The sequence below is a fragment of the Bradyrhizobium sp. Gha genome (assembly GCF_900113735.1).
GTDB lineage: Bacteria > Pseudomonadota > Alphaproteobacteria > Rhizobiales > Xanthobacteraceae > Bradyrhizobium.
On record NZ_FOQM01000001.1, the window covers coordinates 186,679 to 204,245 of the forward strand.

Genomic DNA, 17,567 nt, shown 5'->3' on the forward strand with positions numbered 1-17,567 from the left:
ATCTCACTTCAGGCCTGTGAGCACCCATGCCGGCTGCAGAATCGGATAGGCGACCAGCCCAATGACCGCCGTCGCGGCAATGAGCAAGGGATTGCTGACTTTCCAGCGAAACAGCACGGCGAGCGAGACGATGCCTATGAGCGCAGTCAGCCAGTCGCCGATCGCGATCTTGCCCAGCAGGAAGCTCGCGCCCAAAATGGTTCCGATCGCCGCCGCATAGGCGCCCTTCACGAAGCCCTGCACATTGGGATTCTTGCGGTGCCGTGCCAACAGGGGCGCCACGATCAGGACCAGCAGGAAGGACGGCAGGAAGATGCCGACCGTGGAAACGAGCGAGCCCCAGAAGCCCGCCACCAGATAGCCGACGAAGGTTGCCGTGATCACGACCGGCCCGGGGCTCATCATGCCGATCGCGACAGCCACCAGAAATTCGCGCTCGTTGAGCCAGCCGTATTGCTGCACCAGCCCCTGCTCCAGGAAGGGAACGATGACGAGGCCGCTGCCGAAGGTCAGCGAGCCCGCCTTGAGAAAGAACAGCAGCAGCTTGCCGAGCGTCGACCCGGTTGCGGCCGGCACGGCGGCGGGCGCCGCCGCCGGGAGCAGCGCGAGTTGGAGAGCGACCGGCGGGCGCTTGATGTGTCCGTAATAAACGATACCGACCATCCCCGCCCCAATGAACAGAAATGCGACCTCGGCCTGCAGGATCACGGTGACGGCCAGACAGACCGCGGCGATCGCCCATTGCAGCCAATCTTCCATGCCGAGCTTGGCGAGCCGATAGCAGGAATGCAGGATCAACGCGATCACGGCCGGACTGACACCGTAAAAGATGCCGGTGACGGCCTTGAGATCCCCGAGATGGACATAGAGCGCGCCGAGGGCCGCGACGATGACGAAATTCGGCAGGATGAACGCCCAGCCACCGGCCCACGCACCCCAAAAGCCGCAGCGCAAATAGGCGATAAAGATGCCGACCTGGATCGCCAGTGGGCCAGGAAGCGACTGGCAAATGGCGATGGTCTCGCGCATCTGCTCCTTGGTGAGCCACTTCTTGTCGTTGACGAGCTCGCGCTCCATTTGGCCGACCAGCGCGACCGGACCGCCGAAGCCGAGAAAGCCCAGTCGCAGGAAATAGCGTACCAGCTCGCCCATGTTCCCGCGTTCGACGTTCGTCGTTGTCGTCGTCATCACTTCTCCCCATCCCCGTGATATGCGGGCTCCAATATGCCGTCGATCGGACCGCCGGGCCCCGTCGGCTTCAGCTCAAACCGTTTACCGCTTTGTGTCACGCGGTAGCAGTCGTCGTCCATCTCCTTGATATAGAGACAAATTTCATCCTTCTGGATGCGCCATTTTCCGACCTGCTTCACACCCATCGAGTAAGTTCGCAGCGTCCCGTCGCCGTCATAAACAAAACTGTAGTGGACCTCGTCGGTCAGTTGCTTACCCGCGAAGGCCGCTCGAATCTGCGCGCCGGTCAACGTCCGAACGCTTTCGGCCGCGACAAAGCCGGCATCGAAGGTGACTAGTCCCCCGATGCCGGTAGCGAGTGTCGCGATGAAACACTTCGCAAGCTGGCTCTTTGATTCGGCCAGCCTCACTTTTTGCACGCCTTCCGACACATCTGGTACTCGGTCTTGCAGGCGGGACCGGCATAGTTCTTCATGCAGGCGGCACGCTGGTCGGCGCAGACCTTGCAACTTTGCGCGCGACCCGCCTGTGGGGCGACAAGCAGACCGGTCAGCGCGAACACAGCGACGGCAAAGCTTCTCGTCCTTCTCATCTCCATCAGATCTCCTTCGCGTACTGATCATAGAGCGCGGAGGCGTTCTCCCAACGAATGGCCTCCATGTAGACGTCGACATAGCGGGCTGCCGCAGCGCCGAAGTCCATGTGATAGGCGTGCTCATACATATCGAGCACCAGCACCGGACGGCCGCCGGCGAGCGTCGTCGTATGATCGGCAGCCCACTGGTTGATGAGCCGCTTGTCGCGAGGGGAATAGGACAGGATCACCCAACCCGAACCTCCTCCCTCCGCCTTGCCCATCGCCGCGAACTCCGTCCGCCATCGATCGATGCTGCCGAAGTCGCGCACGATCGCTTCGGCGAGCGCGCTGCCCGGCTTGCTCGCGCCGCCGAGACCGTCGAAGTAGATCTCATGCAGGATCATCGAGTTCGCCGCGATCAGCTCCTCGCGCTTCAGGCCGTTGATGACGAAGTTCGGCGCCTTGGCAAAGTCCAGCTCGGCGAGCTGCGCGCTGATGGCGTTGAGCCGCTTCACCGCACCGCCGTAGTTGTTCTCATAGTGGCTCACAAGAACCCTCTCAGATATGCCGCTGATCGACTTCGGGTCGAACGGCAGCGGCTTGGTTTCGTAGGGCATCAGGCAACTCCTTCGCTTAATCTTGGCTCAACTCTTCGCACTGGCAGTCTTGTCGAGTGCCGCGCGCAGGCCTTCGGCGAGCTTCACGGCGTCATCGTTCGCCCAGAAGTGCATGAAGAAGAGCCTCGGCTGCTCGTCGAGCATGTGGCTATGCAGCGCGGTCACCTCGATGCCATGTGCCCGCAGCGCCAGGATGACCGGGTTGACCTCATCGCCAGTCAGCACGAAGTCGCCGGTGATAGCGGCCTTTCCGCCTCCGGTCGGCTGGAAATTGATGCCGATCGCGACGCCCATCGGGCCGACGGGGGTCAACGGCATGCCGTCCTGCGTGATCGGGTCTCGCCGCTTGACGTTGAACTGGTAGACGCCGCCGTTGGCCTGGCCCTTCACGCCGATGATCTGGTCGAGCTTCGCCGTGTCGAGATCGACGGCCGGCGGCGGGCTCGCCGGCGCCGCGACTGTCAGCGGCGTCTTGCTCTCGGCCAATGCATCGTGGATCGCCGAGGCAAGCTTGACGGGGTCCCCATGGCCGGCGATATGCATGTAGAAGGTCGTCGGGCTCGCCCGCAGCAGATGATTGTGCACGGCGGTGATCTCGAGACCGCTGGCGATCATCTTCGCCATCACAGGGTTGATCTCGGTCTCAAGCAACACAAGGTCGCCCATGACCATGGCGCCGCCGTGCGCGGGCTTGAACGCAACCCAGCCGCCGAGGGCCAGCGCCGGCGTTATCGCCACGCCGTCCAGCGTCACGGAAAGATCGGTACGGGGGAAGCCGTAGCGGTGCACGTCGTCCGAGACGGCGGGTTTACGCCCCAGCGTCTCGTCGACCTTCTGCCAGTCGACGCTCTGCGCATGCGCCACCGAAACGAAGGATGCAGTTGCGAGGAGGCATGAGCCGACGATCAGCGCGTGAATTGTCCATTTCATCGTACTGCTCCTCGAACTCAGTTTCGCTCTTTGATCTGGCCGCTGCTGTCGACGACGAGCGTCACCGGCTTGCCGTCCTTCACCGCCTTGGCGGTGGTGCCTTCGGCCGTCGACTTGACGTCTTTCACCTGCGAGTAGCCAGCCGCCTGAATCTTGGCGACCAGCTCTTCCTGAGTCAGGGCTCGGGCGGGCGAGAAGCCCGCAACAAGCGCTACGAAGAGCGATGCCCGATAGATCGTGGATGTTCGCATGTCTGATCTCCTGGTTGTCCCTGCCCCAGAAGTCATCAGGCCTTCGGCCTCACTTGCCCTTGTTGGTCGGCCAGTTGTGCAACTCCTTGGTCGCGTCGCGGCACCATCGGTGGAACGCGTCGCAGAACTGGAGACTCGCGTTCAACTTGCAACAGAGCCTGGCGCCGCAAGGCTCCGGGAATCAGGCGCGGGTCGGCCGAAAAGTCCTCGTCGATGCGGACATCGATGAGCGTCGGCGCGGCCGCCGTGCCTACCAACCGGGACAGTTTATCGGGTGAAATGGAGGTGTACGATGCTGACATGCTGCGCCCTTGGTGATCAGGACGCGATTCTTGGGCATGACGCCTCGCGAGGAGATCGCACATCCCCGTGGCGCAAATAAAAGCCCAGATGGCTGGGCTGTCAACCCGCGTGCGGGACGGTGAAAAGAAAACAACGCCAAGATTTTCATCGACCGAATGGAACGAAATCGTGGCGGACGTCGAGGGTCGCAAGCGCGCAATGGAGTGTCGACCGAGATTTGGCCCTGCACTTCGCCGTGTTATCGTCCTGCTCGATGTCGGTGCAGTCGGCGGGCAACAACATGAGGAAATGCGCCTCAATCCTTGCGATGGCTGCCCTTTCGGTCTGGACGCAGTCCGCCCGTGCCCACGGCATCGCCGGTAACCGCTATTTTAACGGCACCATGACGTTCGACGACCCCGCGGTGGCCGACGAGGCGATCGTCCCGGACTTCTCATACCTCAGCTATCCGACCCAGGACAGCAACGTGCTGGAGAACCGTATCAACTGGTCCTTCGCACGTTTGCTGACGCCCACACTTGCGGCCACGCTCGACAGCGGATGGGTCCACCAGAACTGGCCGATCGGCCACACGTCAGGTTTCGATAAGACCAGCCTCGGTCTCAAATACGAAGCCTTTCGCGACAACAAGCATGAGGCGCTGGCTTCAGTGAGCCTTGCTTGGGGCATCGCTCACTCTGGCGCCGTGGGTGTGGGCGCCGACGCGCCGAACACGATCCAGGCTGGCGTAACCTTCGGGAAGGGATTCGGTGATTTACCGGACTCGCTTTCCTGGCTTCGGCCATTCGCCATCACGGGTGCGATTGTCGACGAAGAGCCCATGGGACAAGGCGGTCGGGCGTTTGCGCCAAACCTCGCTACAGGCACCTTCCTGAACGTCTCGTCTCCGGCCGTGCAAACCCTTCACTGGGGCTTCTCCATCCAATACAGCACATTTTACCTGACCCGACGCTTCGACGGTGGCCCGCCCAAGGAAGAGCCGTTGAATCAGTGGGTGCCGTTGGTCGAGTTCAGGTTCGATAGCCCTCGCGGCCAGAAGACAGTGGCCACCGCCAATCCTGGCGTCGCCTATGTCGCGGTCACGTGGCAAGCCTCGGCCGAAATCATTCTTCCCATGAACCACGCGGGAGGAAACAGTCCGGGCTTCCGCGCTCAGATGCTGCTGTTTCTCGATGACCTGATACCGTCGGTATTTGGCAAGCCCCTCCTGACCGGTGCACCGCCCGAGAACCGACAAATAGCTTGGTGAGCTGCGTGGCGATGCAGATCTGCGTCGCGATCGGCGAAGGTCGCCTGTCTGAACGAACAGCCAAAGGTCCCCCCCTTGATACCCGGACACGATTTCGCATAGTCTCGGATGCACGGGGTTGGCAGACTCCCCGCGAGACTTCGGTCCAAGCTCTGCGCAGCACGCAACACGTGGAGCTTGCGCATGGATACCGAACGACACCCCTCTTCCAATCGTACCGTCGCCGTCCTCTCGCGAGGAGATGCAGCCGCGCGTCGAGATGCGACCTCGAAAAACGGCCGCTTCGTCGATGTCTTCGAAGCGCTGGCCGCCGTCGGCGTCGAAGCGCGCCCCGCGATCTACGACGAGAGCTTCGCCGATGCCGTGCGCGAAGAATTGCTCGCAGTGGATGGCGTGCTCGTCTGGGTCAACCCGATTCAGGGCGGTCGTAACCGCACCGGACTAGACGCCCTGTTGCGCGACGTCGCGGCGCAGGGCGTGTGGGTAAGCGCTCATCCGGACGTCATCCTCAAGATGGGCACTAAGGAGGTCCTCTATCGCACCCACGCGATGGGATGGGGATCCGACACAGCGCTGTACCAAACCGCCGCGGCGATGCGCACCGAACTGCCGACTCGGCTCGCCGCCGGGCCGCGCGTGATCAAACGCAACCGGGGCAACGGTGGCCAAGGCGTTTGGAAGGTCGAGAAGCTACCGAGTTCCTCCATGATCAAGGTCTTAGACGCGACCAAGGACGCGCCCGAGGAACTGACGCTGGATGATTTCCTTCGTCGCTGCGCCGAGTATTTCGAGAACGGCAGCGTGATTGACCAGGCGTTCCAGCCTCGCCTGAGCGAGGGCGTGGCGCGTTGCTACATGGCAGGTGATCGCTGCGCCGGCTTCGGTCATCATAAGGTCAAAGCTCTGGTCGACTCGCCGGCCGCACGTTCCGAAGCCGGACCGCGGCTCTACACGTCGAACGCAGACCCCCGCTTCCAGCGGCTGCGCCGGTTGATGGAGGACGAATGGACGCCACAGCTAACTTCGCTGCTGGATATCGCGCCAAGTGACCTGCCTGCGATCTGGGATGCCGACTTCATGCTCGGCCCCATCAAGGCCGACGGGAGCGACAGCTACGTGCTCGGCGAGATCAACGTCAGCTCAGTGCATCCCTACCCGGGCCAGGCGCCCGCGGAGATAGCCGGGCGTGTTGCCGATCGGCTGCAGCTTAAGCTTTGACGTATGCTGACGGTCAGCGGGCTCAAGCGCCTGCACCTCTCCGTGTCATTCGACTTGCAGGACGGCGAATGCGTCGCCCTGCAAGGGCCCTCTGGGGTTGGGAAAACCGTGCTGCTTCGCTCCATCGCGGATCTCGACCCCAACGAAGGAACGGTCAAGCTGGACGGCGTGCTCAGAGAGGCGATGCCCGCCCCCGCCTGGCGAAAACAAGTGACCTACCTCGCCGCCGAGCCTGGCTGGCGGTCCGACATCGTGCAGGAACACTTCGTGGCGTGGGATAATGCCCTGTCGCTGGTCAAACGCTTGGGGCTGCCGGACGACTGCGGACCTTGGTCGATCCAAAGACTTTCGACCGGCGAGCGACAGCGATTGGGGCTTGTACGTGCACTCATGCTGCGATCGCGGGTGCTTCTGCTGGACGAGCCGACCTCCGCGCTCGACTCGGCATCCGCTGCCGCTGTGGAATCCTTGATAGCCGAACGAGTTTCGAACGGAACGAGCGTCGTTTGGAGTACCCACGACAACGCCCAAGCGCGCCGCGTCGGGTCAAGGATATTTGCAATGAGGCCCGACGGCAGCATCGAGGAACACCGGCCGTGACCTACATCCAGCTTTCGTACGGCGATCTGGCCCTACCCGCGCTGCTTGTCGTCATGGACGGCGTTCTCTCGCTTGTTCTCCGCCTCAAACTTGAAAAGCAACTCGCCATCGCGACCGTGCGCATGGTGGTGCAGCTCGTCCTGGTTGGGTACGTGCTGACGTTCCTGTTTGCCGCGGTCTCGCCGCTCTGGACGGCACTCGCCGCCCTTATCATGGTTCTCTTCGCCTCTCGGGAAATCGTCGCGCGGCAAAAGCGGCGCCTTCCGGGCGTTTGGAAATACGGCTTGGGCGCGGCATGCACGCTGCTCGCCGCCGGTACCGTCACGATGTTCGCGCTCCTGACGGAACTCCGCCCCGATCCCTGGTATCATCCGCGCTATGCGCTGCCTTTGCTGGGCATGATGCTGGGAAACACGATGACCGGAATAAGCCTGGGCCTGGACGTGCTGACGAATAGCCTGGTGCGCGAACGGGCCGCCGTGGAAGCCTGTCTTGCGCTCAGCGCCACCCGACACCAAGCCCTGCTGCCTGTCATACGGGACGCCTTGAGAAGCGGCTTCATGCCGATCCTAAACTCAATGGCGGCCATCGGGCTCGTTTCCTTGCCGGGGATGATGACCGGGCAGATTCTCGCCGGAGTCGAGCCGGTCGATGCAGTGAAATATCAATTGCTGATCATGTTTCTGATCGCTGGCGGGACCGGACTGGGAACGCTGGCCGCCGTCCTGGGTGGCGCACACCTGTTGACAGATCATCGACACCGGCTCCGTCTCGATCGAATTGGGACAGAAGGGTCGAGCTAGCGGTTGCTCTTCCGGAAGGACCCGTGCGGACGCTGATGAAACTTTTGTCCTGCCGACGCGCACAAGGCCGGCCCAACAACTGGATTTGGTACGACTTGGAGAAAGACTGTTGAGCTCAAGTTCCGATGACAGTGCGCTTTTCGAGATGTTCCGGTCCTATCATCAAGGACCTGGAGTCCTACCCGCTGGCTTTTTGAACGGTCGGCGTCCTAGACGGCTTTGCTGCAACAACCAACGTTTTGAATCGGCGGACACGGCGTCGATCCATAGGAGCAGAACACACAACAATCCCCGGCGAGGGGCTTGAGGCGCTTTCCGCAGCCCTTGCAGTCATAGTAAAACTGACAGGCGTTCTCTGGCATCGGCTCAACCGCTTGATGACCGCACTCCGGGCAAGTGAGGGTAGATTCAAGCTGCACCACATAGTCTCCATCATTCTTGCAAAGACGGCTCACCGTCTCGCAGACGCTTGCTCGGGAAGGCAACGCCAGCGGGCTGCGCTGATCCACCCGTTTCCATTCGCTGCACGGTTTAGCAAATATCTTGACTAAGCGAACCTTGCGTCCGAAGCCGATTCTCACTGGCGCATGGCGCGTGTGTCAACCCGGAAGTCCGAGTTGGCCGGCCAGTCAGTGATCTCCAGTCACGGCAAGGTGGTCGGAGCATCGACGAGGTCGCCGATACAGAAATGCGCCATGTGCGCGACAGCTTCGGCGCTGTGGTAGTCGCCGAATTCGGCGGTGGCTTCCTTGCCGGCGTACATTCGGGCAATGCCGGCCCCTCCGGGGTGATGGGGCGCCCACTCGGTGATGTCGTAGACTTTTCCGCGGACGATGATCCAGCAGTCTTCTTTTGTGTTGTGCAGGGCGACCTCTTCGCGCGTGACGGGACGTGGAGCCTTTGGCGGAGCAGCCGGCGTCCAGAGCTTGGAGGTGATCGTGGCGTAGCTGGCCTTGGCGGCCCGGCGGAAGTCCCACGGTCCCAGTCTCTTGCGAGGCAATTCGGCGCCGATCTTGCGGGCGTCGTAGGCATAGATCCAGGAATCGTCCTCGCCGCCGCGCTTGTCGTGCGCAAAGGCCGGGCTCACCCGCTCGTCGAGCTTCTCGAGCAGCGCCTTCTGCTCAGCGGTGTCCCTTGCCCGCAAGTGATCGAAGGCGAATTTGGAGCCGAGCTGGAAGCGGGTCGCGCGGTAATGCCGCACGCGTTCGTAGTGCAACAGCGCTGTCGCCACATCGCGCTTGTGCAGGGCGAAGGCGCTGGCGAGCGCGGCGGCGTCCTCGAAGGACTGCGCGGCGCCTTGTCCAAAGGTCGGAAGCATCGGGTGCGCCGCGTCACCGAGCAGACAGATGCGCCCCTGCACCCAGGTTTCGAGCGCGTCGCGATCATAGAGGCCCCACTTCGTCGGACGAACGATTGCCCCCGCCAGAGCGAGCAGGTCGTCTCGACTGGCGCTGCCCGTGAATGCCTCGCCCACCTCGTGAAGGATCTCCTCCCGACTGACGGGAAACCAGTCGCCCTCCTCCTTCTCGAATGCGGCGGAGTCGGGCTCATAGCGGGCGATCCACACGTTCAACAATTCGCCGCCGCGCACCCAGTAGGTCGTCGCTCCGCTCCTGTCGGTGCGGTGACGGTCCATGCTGAAGGAGTCGATCGGGTTGTGATCCAGCGGGCTACCGTCAGCCTTGCGGAGCGAGGCGACCACCGCCCGCGGAACAAGTCCACGGAAGCAGGTCACCTCCGTCCAGCGCTTGGGACGCGGGTTCGGCCATGCCAGCTGCAACGTGGCAGAGTTGATCCCGTCGGCACCCACGAGAACCTCCCCCGTGGTGCTTCGGCCATTCGAAATGGTCGCCGTCACCTCGCGGGCGGTCTGACGCAGCTGTGTCAGCCGGCAGTCCATGTGCACGGTGATCGGGCAGGCAGCTCCTGTGTCGGGACCGAATTCGAACACCCGCTTGTACAAGCACATCAACAAGTCCAGCCTGTGCATGTGATGAAATCCGGCGCCATCGCCCGCAGCGGTGACATGATCGAACCGCCTCTGCGTCATCGTTCCATCGGCGTTGAATTGCCGTGTCGACTCCAGAATTGCAGCCCGGCCACCGTCGATTACCCCGTCGGGGCCGTTGGGATCCCCGCCATCGAGGTCAACGCCCAGCCAACGACATAACCGCGCACCGTTGGGCGGGACGTTCAACCCGGCGCCTGCGGTGCTCGGCACCTTGGTTTGCTCGTAAACATCGACCGAGGTGAAGACGCCGGACTGTCGCAGCGCCAAGGCCGTCATCAACCCGCCCATTCCCGCGCCGATGATTACTGCTCGCATCTGTCGCCCTTCCGAGGTAAGGGAACGCACCGATTTGCCAGCCTGCGGCGGAAGTACGGTGGAGTCGCTCGAACTAAGTCGGAGACTAGCTGCGGGTGGATCAGCAATAAAGCAGCTTCTCGCGGAACCGGACGTGGTGAGTTTACTATGACCGGGAGCGCAATAGCCATGCTCAAAAAATTCCGACACAGAACAGGAGTCAGCTTGCAGCGCGCGTGGAGTCTTGCAGACGAGAGGGCACCTCTGGTCTATCCGGCGCATTAATCCGAGCAATCCAGGGTGAAGGGCGAAGATTGGCTACAATCAGATTGTCGGGTGGGCTTAGAGTCAACCGGCCGCCGCGAACAAAGCTGAGAGCAACGCAATGAACGCTCGGTTGAGCTTGGTCTCTCCGCATTGATACTGCCACGTGGTGACCGGTAAGCGGAGCAATCGAAAATAACCGGTCCTCAACAGTGATGCCTGATCGCAACGTCCCGTACACTCGGACCGAGTAACCGCCGATGCCCCGAATGATTGAATCGTTTCGCAGTTGCAAGTGACTATCGAGAGCAAAGTTTGCGGTTGATCGAACCCGAGATGCGGCCTATTCGGACCAGGCATCGATCCGACTGAGCAATCATGAATCGCACTTTGAAGTTGGCAGCCGGCAGCATCGCGGTCGGCTGCATTGTATTACTGCTGAAGTATGTCGCGTATCTCGTTACGGGAAGCGTGGCGCTCTATTCTGACGCCCTCGAAAGCACTTTGAATGTCGCCACAGCGATCGCCGCGTTCACCGCGGTAAGGATCAGCGCGGCGCCCGCCGACGCGAACCATCCTTATGGTCATCATAAGGTGGAATACCTGTCCGCAATCGTGGAAGGCGTTCTCATTGTCGTCGCAGCGCTATTGATATTCTACGCTGCTTACGAAGGCTTCTCGCGAGCCAAGCCGCTCGACGCCCCGCTGCTTGGTCTTCTGATCAACGCGGGTGCGAGCGCCGTGAATGCAGTCTGGTGCGTAATACTCGGACGTTATGGCCGGAAATGGAGGTCCCCCGCCCTGCTCGCGGATGCGCAGCATCTCTGGACCGATGTCGTCACATCGGGAGGAGTTCTTGTCGGTGTCGCCCTGGTCTGGTTCACGGGCTATCTCTTGCTGGACCCCCTGGTTGCAGCGCTCGTCGCGATTAACATCCTGTGGACCGGTTGGCGCCTCATGCGCGAGTCCGTTGGGGGCCTGATGGACGAGGCGCTGCCGGAACCTACACTGGCAAAGGTTCGCAACATCATCTCCTCGCACGCAGGTGGCGCGCTCGAAGCCCATGATCTCAGGACCCGGCATGCCGGTCGGGCGACCTTCATTGACTTTCATCTCGTCGTCCCTGGAAGCATGACCGTTTCCGAATCGCACGATCTCTGCGACCGGATCGAGGCGGCTTTGAAAGCCGAAATCGACGACGCGATGATCTCGATTCATGTTGAGCCGGAGGAAAAGGCCAAGCACCCCGGCGGAGTGCCGATCGTTTGAGGCATCGGGGTAGACGTCCACCCGACCAGGCCTCAGGAGAGAGCTCTCAGGCCACCGGCAAAGCCGATTTATTCCCCCGCACCGCTCAAAAATTTTTCCGGTGAATTGATTGAAGTGACCGGCCAGATCGGTAGCCTCGCTGTCAATTAATAAATTGAAAGCGGGGAAACCATGCTCAATCGCCGAGGGCACGCGGCTTTGGGGTGGCTCTTTGCCACCATTGCCGTTGGACTTATTTCATTCACCACGCCGATTTCCGCGCAAGACGCGACCATCACAAAAACCGATATGCAGATCGACGCGCTGGACTTCGGGATCAGGTTATTCCTCCGGGAGAAGATAGCGGAGGGCAACACCCGCTTCACGGACGACAATATCATTCTCTTCCTGCACGGCGCGACGAGCCCATCAACCTGCGACTTCGACCTTTCCTACAAGGACTACTCTTGGGCCGACTGGCTCGTGAAACGGGGCTACGTCATCTACATGGGTGACTACCGCAACTATGGCGGTTCGACGCGCGAGCCTGCAATGGACGAGCCTGCCGCGAAGAACCCGCCGATGACGCGCTCCTATCTCGCACTGCGCGATGTGGAGGCGATGGTGAATGCCATCAAGGCAAAGCGCGGCGTCAAGCGGGTGACGCTGATCGGCTGGTCATGGGGAGCGATGATGGCTGGCTACTACGCATCGCTACATCAGGAGAATGTGAGCAAGCTCGTGCTTTACGCACCCCTTTACAACTTCAACGACCACACGAACTTGGGTCCGGGCAGCGCTCTGCAGAACAAGCGCAAGCCACATGAGTTCAATTTCTCGATGGGTGCCTATCGTCTGGCGTCGGAAGCTGCGAATACCGGACGTTGGAACGGCGAAATCCCGCTCGAAAACAAGGACGAGTACCGAGATCCCGCTCTTCCGGCGGCGTTCTGGAACGCCTGTCTTGCCACCGACCCGACCAGCAATTCTCGCTCTCCACCGAGCCTGCGAGCACCGAACGGCGTGCTGGAAGATTCCTTCTATCAAGCGACCGGTAGGCCGCTCTGGAACGCGGCCAACATCTATTCGCCGACCCTCGTCATCGGAGGCAACTACGACACCTGGTCCTATCTCGAGGATCGCGAAGGGCTGATGCGCGATCTCGTTCACGCCCCCATCAAGAAGAACATAGTTATCTCCGACGCCACCCACTTCGTTTTGTTCGAGAAGAAGCGCTTCGAGTTCTTCGACCAGGTACTCAAATTTCTGCGCGAGTAGGTTGGATCATCGTCCGTAGTTCATCATGCAGAATTGGAGGATCAAGATGACTGACAAAACTCGCGCGGCCCTCCCTTTCCTGCTCGTTGTGGCCTGCCTGATCAGCACGATGCCGTGCCTGGTCCGCGCGCAGTCGGCTCTGGAAGGCTCACTGCAGGTCCCGGCCAAATCGGTACCCGTCCCCAGCACGGTCAGTCCGCAGCTGGCCAAAATCATCGGGATGCCGTTGCGAAAGGGATGGGACGTACTGCCGAAGTCGGGCGAAGAGTGGGTGCCGATCGTGCAGGCCACTGCGGCCGCCACCATCAAAAACATTCCAGGGATGCGGGAACGGCTCCATGTGAAGGTCGAGAGCACCATCATAGACGGCGTCAGAGCATTCATCGTCACGCCAGGCACAATTCCCGCTCAAAACCGGAACCGCGTTCTGCTTCACATGCACGGCGGATGCTACGTCCTGAACCCCGGCGAAGCTGCGCTGCCAGAAGCCATCTTCATGGCGGGCTTTGGCGGTTTCAAGGTGATCTCGGTCGACTACCGGATGCCGCCAGAAGCCTATTTCCCGGGCGCGATCGAGGACGGTATGACAGTCTACAGGTCGATCCTGAAGACCACCGACCCGAACAATATCGCCGTGTTCGGGAGTTCGGCGGGTGGCGCGCTGACGCTCGAAATGATGTTGAAGGCCAAGGCAGACGGTTTGCCGATGCCGGGTGCCATTGCGCCGGGCACCCCCATGTCCGACGTGACGAAAGTCGGCGACACGTTCGTGACCAACGCGATGCTCGACAACGTGCTGGTCTCGCCCGACGGCTTCTGCGACGCCGGGACGGTCGTCTACGCCAATGGCCACGACTTGAAGGATCCTCTGCTGTCGCCAGTCTACGGCGACATGAAGGGCTTTCCGCCGACTATCCTGACCAGCGGCACGCGCGATCTGCTACTCAGCAACACGGTAAGAGTGCATCGCAAGCTGCGCGAAGCTTTCGTCGAAGCCCAGCTCCAGGTCTTCGAGGCCCAGTCACACGCGCAATACTCTCGCGATGATACGTCTCCCGAAGCAAAGGCAGCTTTCGAAGAGATCGCTTTCTTCTTCGACCGCCACTTGGGAAAATAGATCGTTATCACCGAAGCTCTGAGCTCAACAGCAGGGGAAAATAATGAAACACATCGCCCGCCTGATTACCCTTGTGCTGCTTGCCTCAGTGCCGGCCACGGCGCACACGCCGCAGCAACCGCCGCACCAGCTGTTCGCGGAAGGCGATCTGAAGCTCGAAAACGGTGAGGTGATCAAGGATTTCTCGATTTCCTACGTCACCCACGGGAAGCTGAACGAGAGCAAATCGAACGCCATCCTCATGGTAACGGCGATCTCGGGCAATCATCACCGGCTCGATTTTATGATTGGGCCCGGCAAGGCGTTGGACCCTGAGAAATACTTCATCATCTGCACCGATGCGATCGGCAACGGCCTCAGCTCGTCCCCCAGCAATTCAAAAGTGCAGCCACGCATGCTGTTTCCGAAGTTTGCCATCCGCGACATGGTGGAATCGCAGCGCCGGCTGCTCCAGGAGAAGCTGGGACTCGACCACGTAGTGGCCGTGATTGGCCCCTCAATGGGGGGCATGCAGACGCTGCAATGGGGCGTCAGCCATCCGGGGTTCATGGACGCTCTTATTGCGATTGTGCCGCTCGCAAAGACGCCCGCCTGGACGGTCGCGGTCCTGGAAGCCTCCCGCAAAGCCATCATGAACGACCCGGCCTGGAAGGATGGCAACTACGATGTTCCGCCCGAGAAGGGGGTGCGGCTGTGGCGCGACATTCTCAACCTGCTTTCAACCCGCACACCCGATATGTACCAAGCTCAGTTTACCAACGGGATGGACGTGCTGCCTTGGATGCAGCAGCAAGAGACAGCGGTGATGAAGGCATTCGACGCCAACGACTGGATCTATCAGACATGGGCGTATGAGCGTCACGACGTCGGCGCCACGGCCGGCTTCGGTGGCGACACTGCCAAGGCATTGGCCTCCATCAAGGCCAAAACGTTGATCCTCACCGGCACCAAAGACCTTCTCAATCCCGAGTTCGAACCGACGGAGATGGGGAAAAGCATACCCGGTGTGAAGATGATGACGATCAGCCCGGGCACTGTGACCGGCCACGCATCTGCCGGTGGCTTAAACGCTTCGGACGTAGATTTTCTTAACCGCGAAGTTGGTGCGTTTCTCGATATTGTCTCCAGCGGAAAGCTGAAGTGAATGCAGCCCGCCCGATTGGGTGACGCCTAGATGAACCCCATGTTTGAGGTATTGCTATATCGGACGGCGCCTCCGCTCGCAGTCTCCTTGCTTGATATTTCGGGGTGGCTCCCGACTGTGTGCGTCACTCGGTGCCCCTGCTCAGTCGGAAAACTGATTCTGCCACTGTGATGAACTGAGCGTTTCAACATGCCAAGCAAACGCAACGAGCACGATTGGCTGCGCGATCCCTTAAAAGTAATGACCCCAATCGGGACTCGTGACGCGGGAGGCGAGCCCATAACGACAACTTGTAGACGGGTCGGCGTTTCATTGTTCGGGGGTCGGCGGGCTCGCTTTCGACGGCATGACGATGGCACCACGATGATCGTTGGTGGGCGCTCGTTGGCGGTCGCCATCACCTTTCATTCGCCCATCGAACAGGAACGGCCGCGTTCCATTTGCGCCGGCGGGGGCTGGGGTTTGCACTTGTCCGGACTGGGCATCTTGCGCGTTGGCCGCAGTCGCCGCCACCACTAACACAAGCGCTATTGCTTGTATCGACATATGGGCTCCTCTTGCTGTGTGAGACCAAGGTGCGCCAATACGACTTGCATCACCGTTGGGGAAAAACTGGGCTTAAGAGTGGCGGCCACCTGCTTCGACTTCCGCCCGCGCTGCTGCCCGTCCGCCAGTTCGTGCGGGCCAAGGTCCGCTGCTTCCCGGGATGCCTGAAATCCACGCCCATTGCGCTGCGGCGCAGCAGACAAACCCCTCCTTTGCTAACCCAATTCGAGGCGATTTTCGGAACCTCCACTATTCTGGCGTATCCAACTTCCAGGTTTTGCTAGGAACGAGGCTGCCAATGCCCAGCGTCACCGCCCCTCTTACCGCGCCGGTCGGCCTTACCGATGCCGAGCTCGTCGCCCGTGTGCTGGGCCGCGACGAGGTGGCCGTGCGCGCCATCATCAAAGCCAACAACCGCCGGCTCTACCGGCTCGCCCGCGGCATTCTGCGCAATGACGGCGAAGCCGAGGATGTCGTGCAGGAGACCTATGTCCGCGCCTTTACGCATCTCAATGAGTTTCGCGGCGACTCCAGCCTCTCGACCTGGTTGTCGCGGATCACCATCAACGAGGCACTCGGCCGGCTTCGCCGCGAGCGTCCCTGTGTGGAAATATCCTCGTTGCCGCAAGGCGCCCTTGAAGCCCAGATCATCCAGTTTCCCCTGATGTCCGCCGCGGACGACCCGGAAAAATCCATGGCTCAACGTGAAATACAGCACGTCGTCGAGGGCGCGATCGATGAACTCCCGGAACCATTCCGCATCGTCTTCATGACGCGCGTGATCGAAGGCATGAATGTGGAGGAAACCGCCGAAATCCTCGGCCTGAAGCCGGAGACGGTAAAGACGCGGCTGCACCGCGCCCGCGCCATGCTGCGCGACAATGTCGAGAAGAAGATCGGTCCCGTGATATTGGAAGCGTTTCCATTCGCCGGCCGCCGCTGCGACCGGCTGACGAATGCCGTGCTGACGCGATTGGGTTACGCCTAAAAATTCCGGGAACCTCGCGTCCCCTTCGCCATCTAACTCTTGTGCAACAACGCGCCGCCGATGACGGCGCAACAGGAGGATCAGACATGTTCGTTCGATTGGGTGCGGCAATCGCCGCCATCACGCTCGTGAGCGGCGCGGCGCTCGCGGAGGGAAAACTCACCGATCCGCAGATCGCACATATTGCCTACACCGCGGGAAGCATCGACATTGCCGCTGCCAAGCAGGCGCAGACCAAGGCGACCAACAAGGACGTCAAGGCATTCGCCGACGACATGGTTCGCGACCATGAGGCCGTCAACAAGCAGGCCCTAGACCTCGTCAAAAAGCTTAACGTAACGCCCGAAGACAACGATACGTCCAAGGCGCTGTCGAAGGCTGCCGCCGACAAGCTCGCCGAACTCAGCAAGCTCTCGGGGGCGGCCTATGACAAGGCCTATGTCGCCAACGAGGTCGCCTATCACAAGACGGTCAACGGCGCGCTCGAGACGCAGCTGATCCCGTCGGCCAGCAATGCCGAGTTGAAGAGCTTGCTTCAGACAGGCCTGAAGATCTTTCAGGGCCACGAGCAGCACGCCGAGCATGTCGCGGCGGAACTGAAGTAGGGAGCCGATCATGCAGCCGGGACGCCTTCGCCTGATGATAGCAGCTCTCGCATTCGGCGCGATCGCCGTCCCGGCGCAAGCAGCCACGGTCCGGATCGTGATGGAGAACTTGGTGATCTCGCCGGCCGAGGCTTCGGCCAAGGTCGGCGACACAATAGAGCTCGTGAACAAGGACGTGCTCACGCACACTGCGACCGCCAGAAACGGTGACTTCGACGTGATGATGCCGCCGAAGAAGACAGCGACCTACGTCCTGGAAAAGCCGGGCTCCGTCGACTACTACTGCCGCTTTCATCCCAACATGAAGGCGACGCTCAAGATCGAGCCGTGAGG

The 17,567-nt window shown here is 61.1% G+C and carries 19 protein-coding genes and 1 pseudogene; 11 read left to right on the forward strand and 9 right to left on the reverse strand.

Annotated features, from left to right (window positions below):
- Window positions 1-3 precede the first annotated feature (3 nt).
- From chrA to BM222_RS41820, 7 genes and pseudogenes are all read right to left on the reverse strand, one after another.
- Window positions 4-1,188 carry a chromate efflux transporter gene (chrA, locus tag BM222_RS00970; protein ID WP_092226366.1) on the reverse strand — a complete coding sequence of 395 codons (1,185 nt, stop codon included), beginning with the start codon at window positions 1,186-1,188 and terminating at the stop codon, window positions 4-6.
- Entirely contained in the window at window positions 1,188-1,622 is a 435-nt protein-coding gene (locus BM222_RS00975; protein ID WP_143105884.1) for a hypothetical protein, read from the reverse strand. The genes chrA and BM222_RS00975 overlap by 1 nt, the downstream gene beginning before the upstream one ends.
- Window positions 1,598-1,783, reverse strand: coding sequence for a hypothetical protein (locus BM222_RS00980; RefSeq protein ID WP_092226798.1), 186 nt, complete (start codon window positions 1,781-1,783; stop codon window positions 1,598-1,600). Before BM222_RS00980 ends, BM222_RS00975 begins: the two co-directional genes overlap by 25 nt.
- Window positions 1,784-1,788: 5 nt before the next feature.
- A complete protein-coding gene (locus tag BM222_RS00985) occupies window positions 1,789-2,385 on the reverse strand; it encodes a superoxide dismutase (protein WP_092226370.1) in 597 nt (198 codons plus the stop codon).
- Between the two features lie 27 nt (window positions 2,386-2,412).
- On the reverse strand, window positions 2,413-3,315 hold the full coding sequence (locus BM222_RS00990) for a DUF1259 domain-containing protein (protein ID WP_177242937.1): 903 nt from the start codon (window positions 3,313-3,315) through the stop codon (window positions 2,413-2,415).
- A 17-nt stretch (window positions 3,316-3,332) separates the two neighbouring features.
- Window positions 3,333-3,566 (reverse strand): PepSY domain-containing protein, encoded by a 234-nt coding sequence (locus BM222_RS40800; protein ID WP_177242938.1) that lies wholly within the window; start codon window positions 3,564-3,566, stop codon window positions 3,333-3,335.
- A 161-nt stretch (window positions 3,567-3,727) separates the two neighbouring features.
- Window positions 3,728-3,868 (reverse strand): annotated as a pseudogene (locus tag BM222_RS41820) (rhodanese-like domain-containing protein); the annotation flags it as partial.
- A gap of 218 nt (window positions 3,869-4,086) precedes the next feature.
- Between BM222_RS41820 and BM222_RS01000 the strand changes: the two are divergent.
- From BM222_RS01000 to BM222_RS01015, 4 genes are all read left to right on the forward strand, one after another.
- Window positions 4,087-5,118, forward strand: coding sequence for a hypothetical protein (locus BM222_RS01000; RefSeq protein ID WP_143105885.1), 1,032 nt, complete (start codon window positions 4,087-4,089; stop codon window positions 5,116-5,118).
- 183 nt (window positions 5,119-5,301) lie between these two features.
- On the forward strand, window positions 5,302-6,336 hold the full coding sequence (locus BM222_RS01005; RefSeq protein ID WP_092226378.1) for a Cj0069 family protein: 1,035 nt from the start codon (window positions 5,302-5,304) through the stop codon (window positions 6,334-6,336).
- A 3-nt stretch (window positions 6,337-6,339) separates the two neighbouring features.
- Complete coding sequence (locus tag BM222_RS01010; protein WP_092226380.1) at window positions 6,340-6,936, forward strand: ABC transporter ATP-binding protein; 597 nt, start codon at window positions 6,340-6,342, stop codon at window positions 6,934-6,936.
- On the forward strand, window positions 6,933-7,739 hold the full coding sequence (locus BM222_RS01015; RefSeq protein ID WP_092226382.1) for an ABC transporter permease: 807 nt from the start codon (window positions 6,933-6,935) through the stop codon (window positions 7,737-7,739). The genes BM222_RS01010 and BM222_RS01015 overlap by 4 nt, the downstream gene beginning before the upstream one ends.
- A 209-nt stretch (window positions 7,740-7,948) precedes the next feature.
- Here BM222_RS01015 and BM222_RS41825 read toward each other — a convergent pair whose 3' ends face one another.
- Together BM222_RS41825 and BM222_RS01025 are read right to left on the reverse strand one after the other, a co-directional pair.
- Window positions 7,949-8,158: a GDCCVxC domain-containing (seleno)protein gene (locus BM222_RS41825; protein ID WP_092226799.1), complete on the reverse strand. Its 210-nt coding sequence runs from the start codon at window positions 8,156-8,158 to the stop codon at window positions 7,949-7,951.
- Window positions 8,159-8,382: 224 nt separating this feature from the next.
- Complete coding sequence (locus BM222_RS01025) at window positions 8,383-10,065, reverse strand: cytochrome b5 domain-containing protein (RefSeq protein ID WP_092226384.1); 1,683 nt, start codon at window positions 10,063-10,065, stop codon at window positions 8,383-8,385.
- A gap of 621 nt (window positions 10,066-10,686) precedes the next feature.
- Here BM222_RS01025 and BM222_RS01030 point away from each other — a divergent pair.
- The 7 genes from BM222_RS01030 (at window position 10,687) to BM222_RS01065 (ending at window position 17,565) form a co-directional block, all read left to right on the forward strand.
- A complete protein-coding gene (locus BM222_RS01030) occupies window positions 10,687-11,577 on the forward strand; it encodes a cation diffusion facilitator family transporter (protein ID WP_092226386.1) in 891 nt (296 codons plus the stop codon).
- 171 nt (window positions 11,578-11,748) lie between these two features.
- On the forward strand, window positions 11,749-12,834 hold the full coding sequence (locus BM222_RS01035) for an alpha/beta hydrolase (RefSeq protein ID WP_092226388.1): 1,086 nt from the start codon (window positions 11,749-11,751) through the stop codon (window positions 12,832-12,834).
- Between the two features lie 88 nt (window positions 12,835-12,922).
- Window positions 12,923-13,951: an alpha/beta hydrolase gene (locus BM222_RS01040; protein ID WP_244546978.1), complete on the forward strand. Its 1,029-nt coding sequence runs from the start codon at window positions 12,923-12,925 to the stop codon at window positions 13,949-13,951.
- 43 nt (window positions 13,952-13,994) lie between these two features.
- A complete protein-coding gene (locus tag BM222_RS01045; RefSeq protein WP_092226390.1) occupies window positions 13,995-15,095 on the forward strand; it encodes an alpha/beta fold hydrolase in 1,101 nt (366 codons plus the stop codon).
- Between the two features lie 844 nt (window positions 15,096-15,939).
- Complete coding sequence (locus tag BM222_RS01055; RefSeq protein WP_092226394.1) at window positions 15,940-16,629, forward strand: RNA polymerase sigma factor; 690 nt, start codon at window positions 15,940-15,942, stop codon at window positions 16,627-16,629.
- A gap of 86 nt (window positions 16,630-16,715) precedes the next feature.
- Complete coding sequence (locus BM222_RS01060) at window positions 16,716-17,234, forward strand: DUF4142 domain-containing protein (RefSeq protein ID WP_092226397.1); 519 nt, start codon at window positions 16,716-16,718, stop codon at window positions 17,232-17,234.
- A gap of 10 nt (window positions 17,235-17,244) precedes the next feature.
- Complete coding sequence (locus tag BM222_RS01065; protein ID WP_092226399.1) at window positions 17,245-17,565, forward strand: cupredoxin domain-containing protein; 321 nt, start codon at window positions 17,245-17,247, stop codon at window positions 17,563-17,565.
- Window positions 17,566-17,567 lie beyond the last annotated feature (2 nt).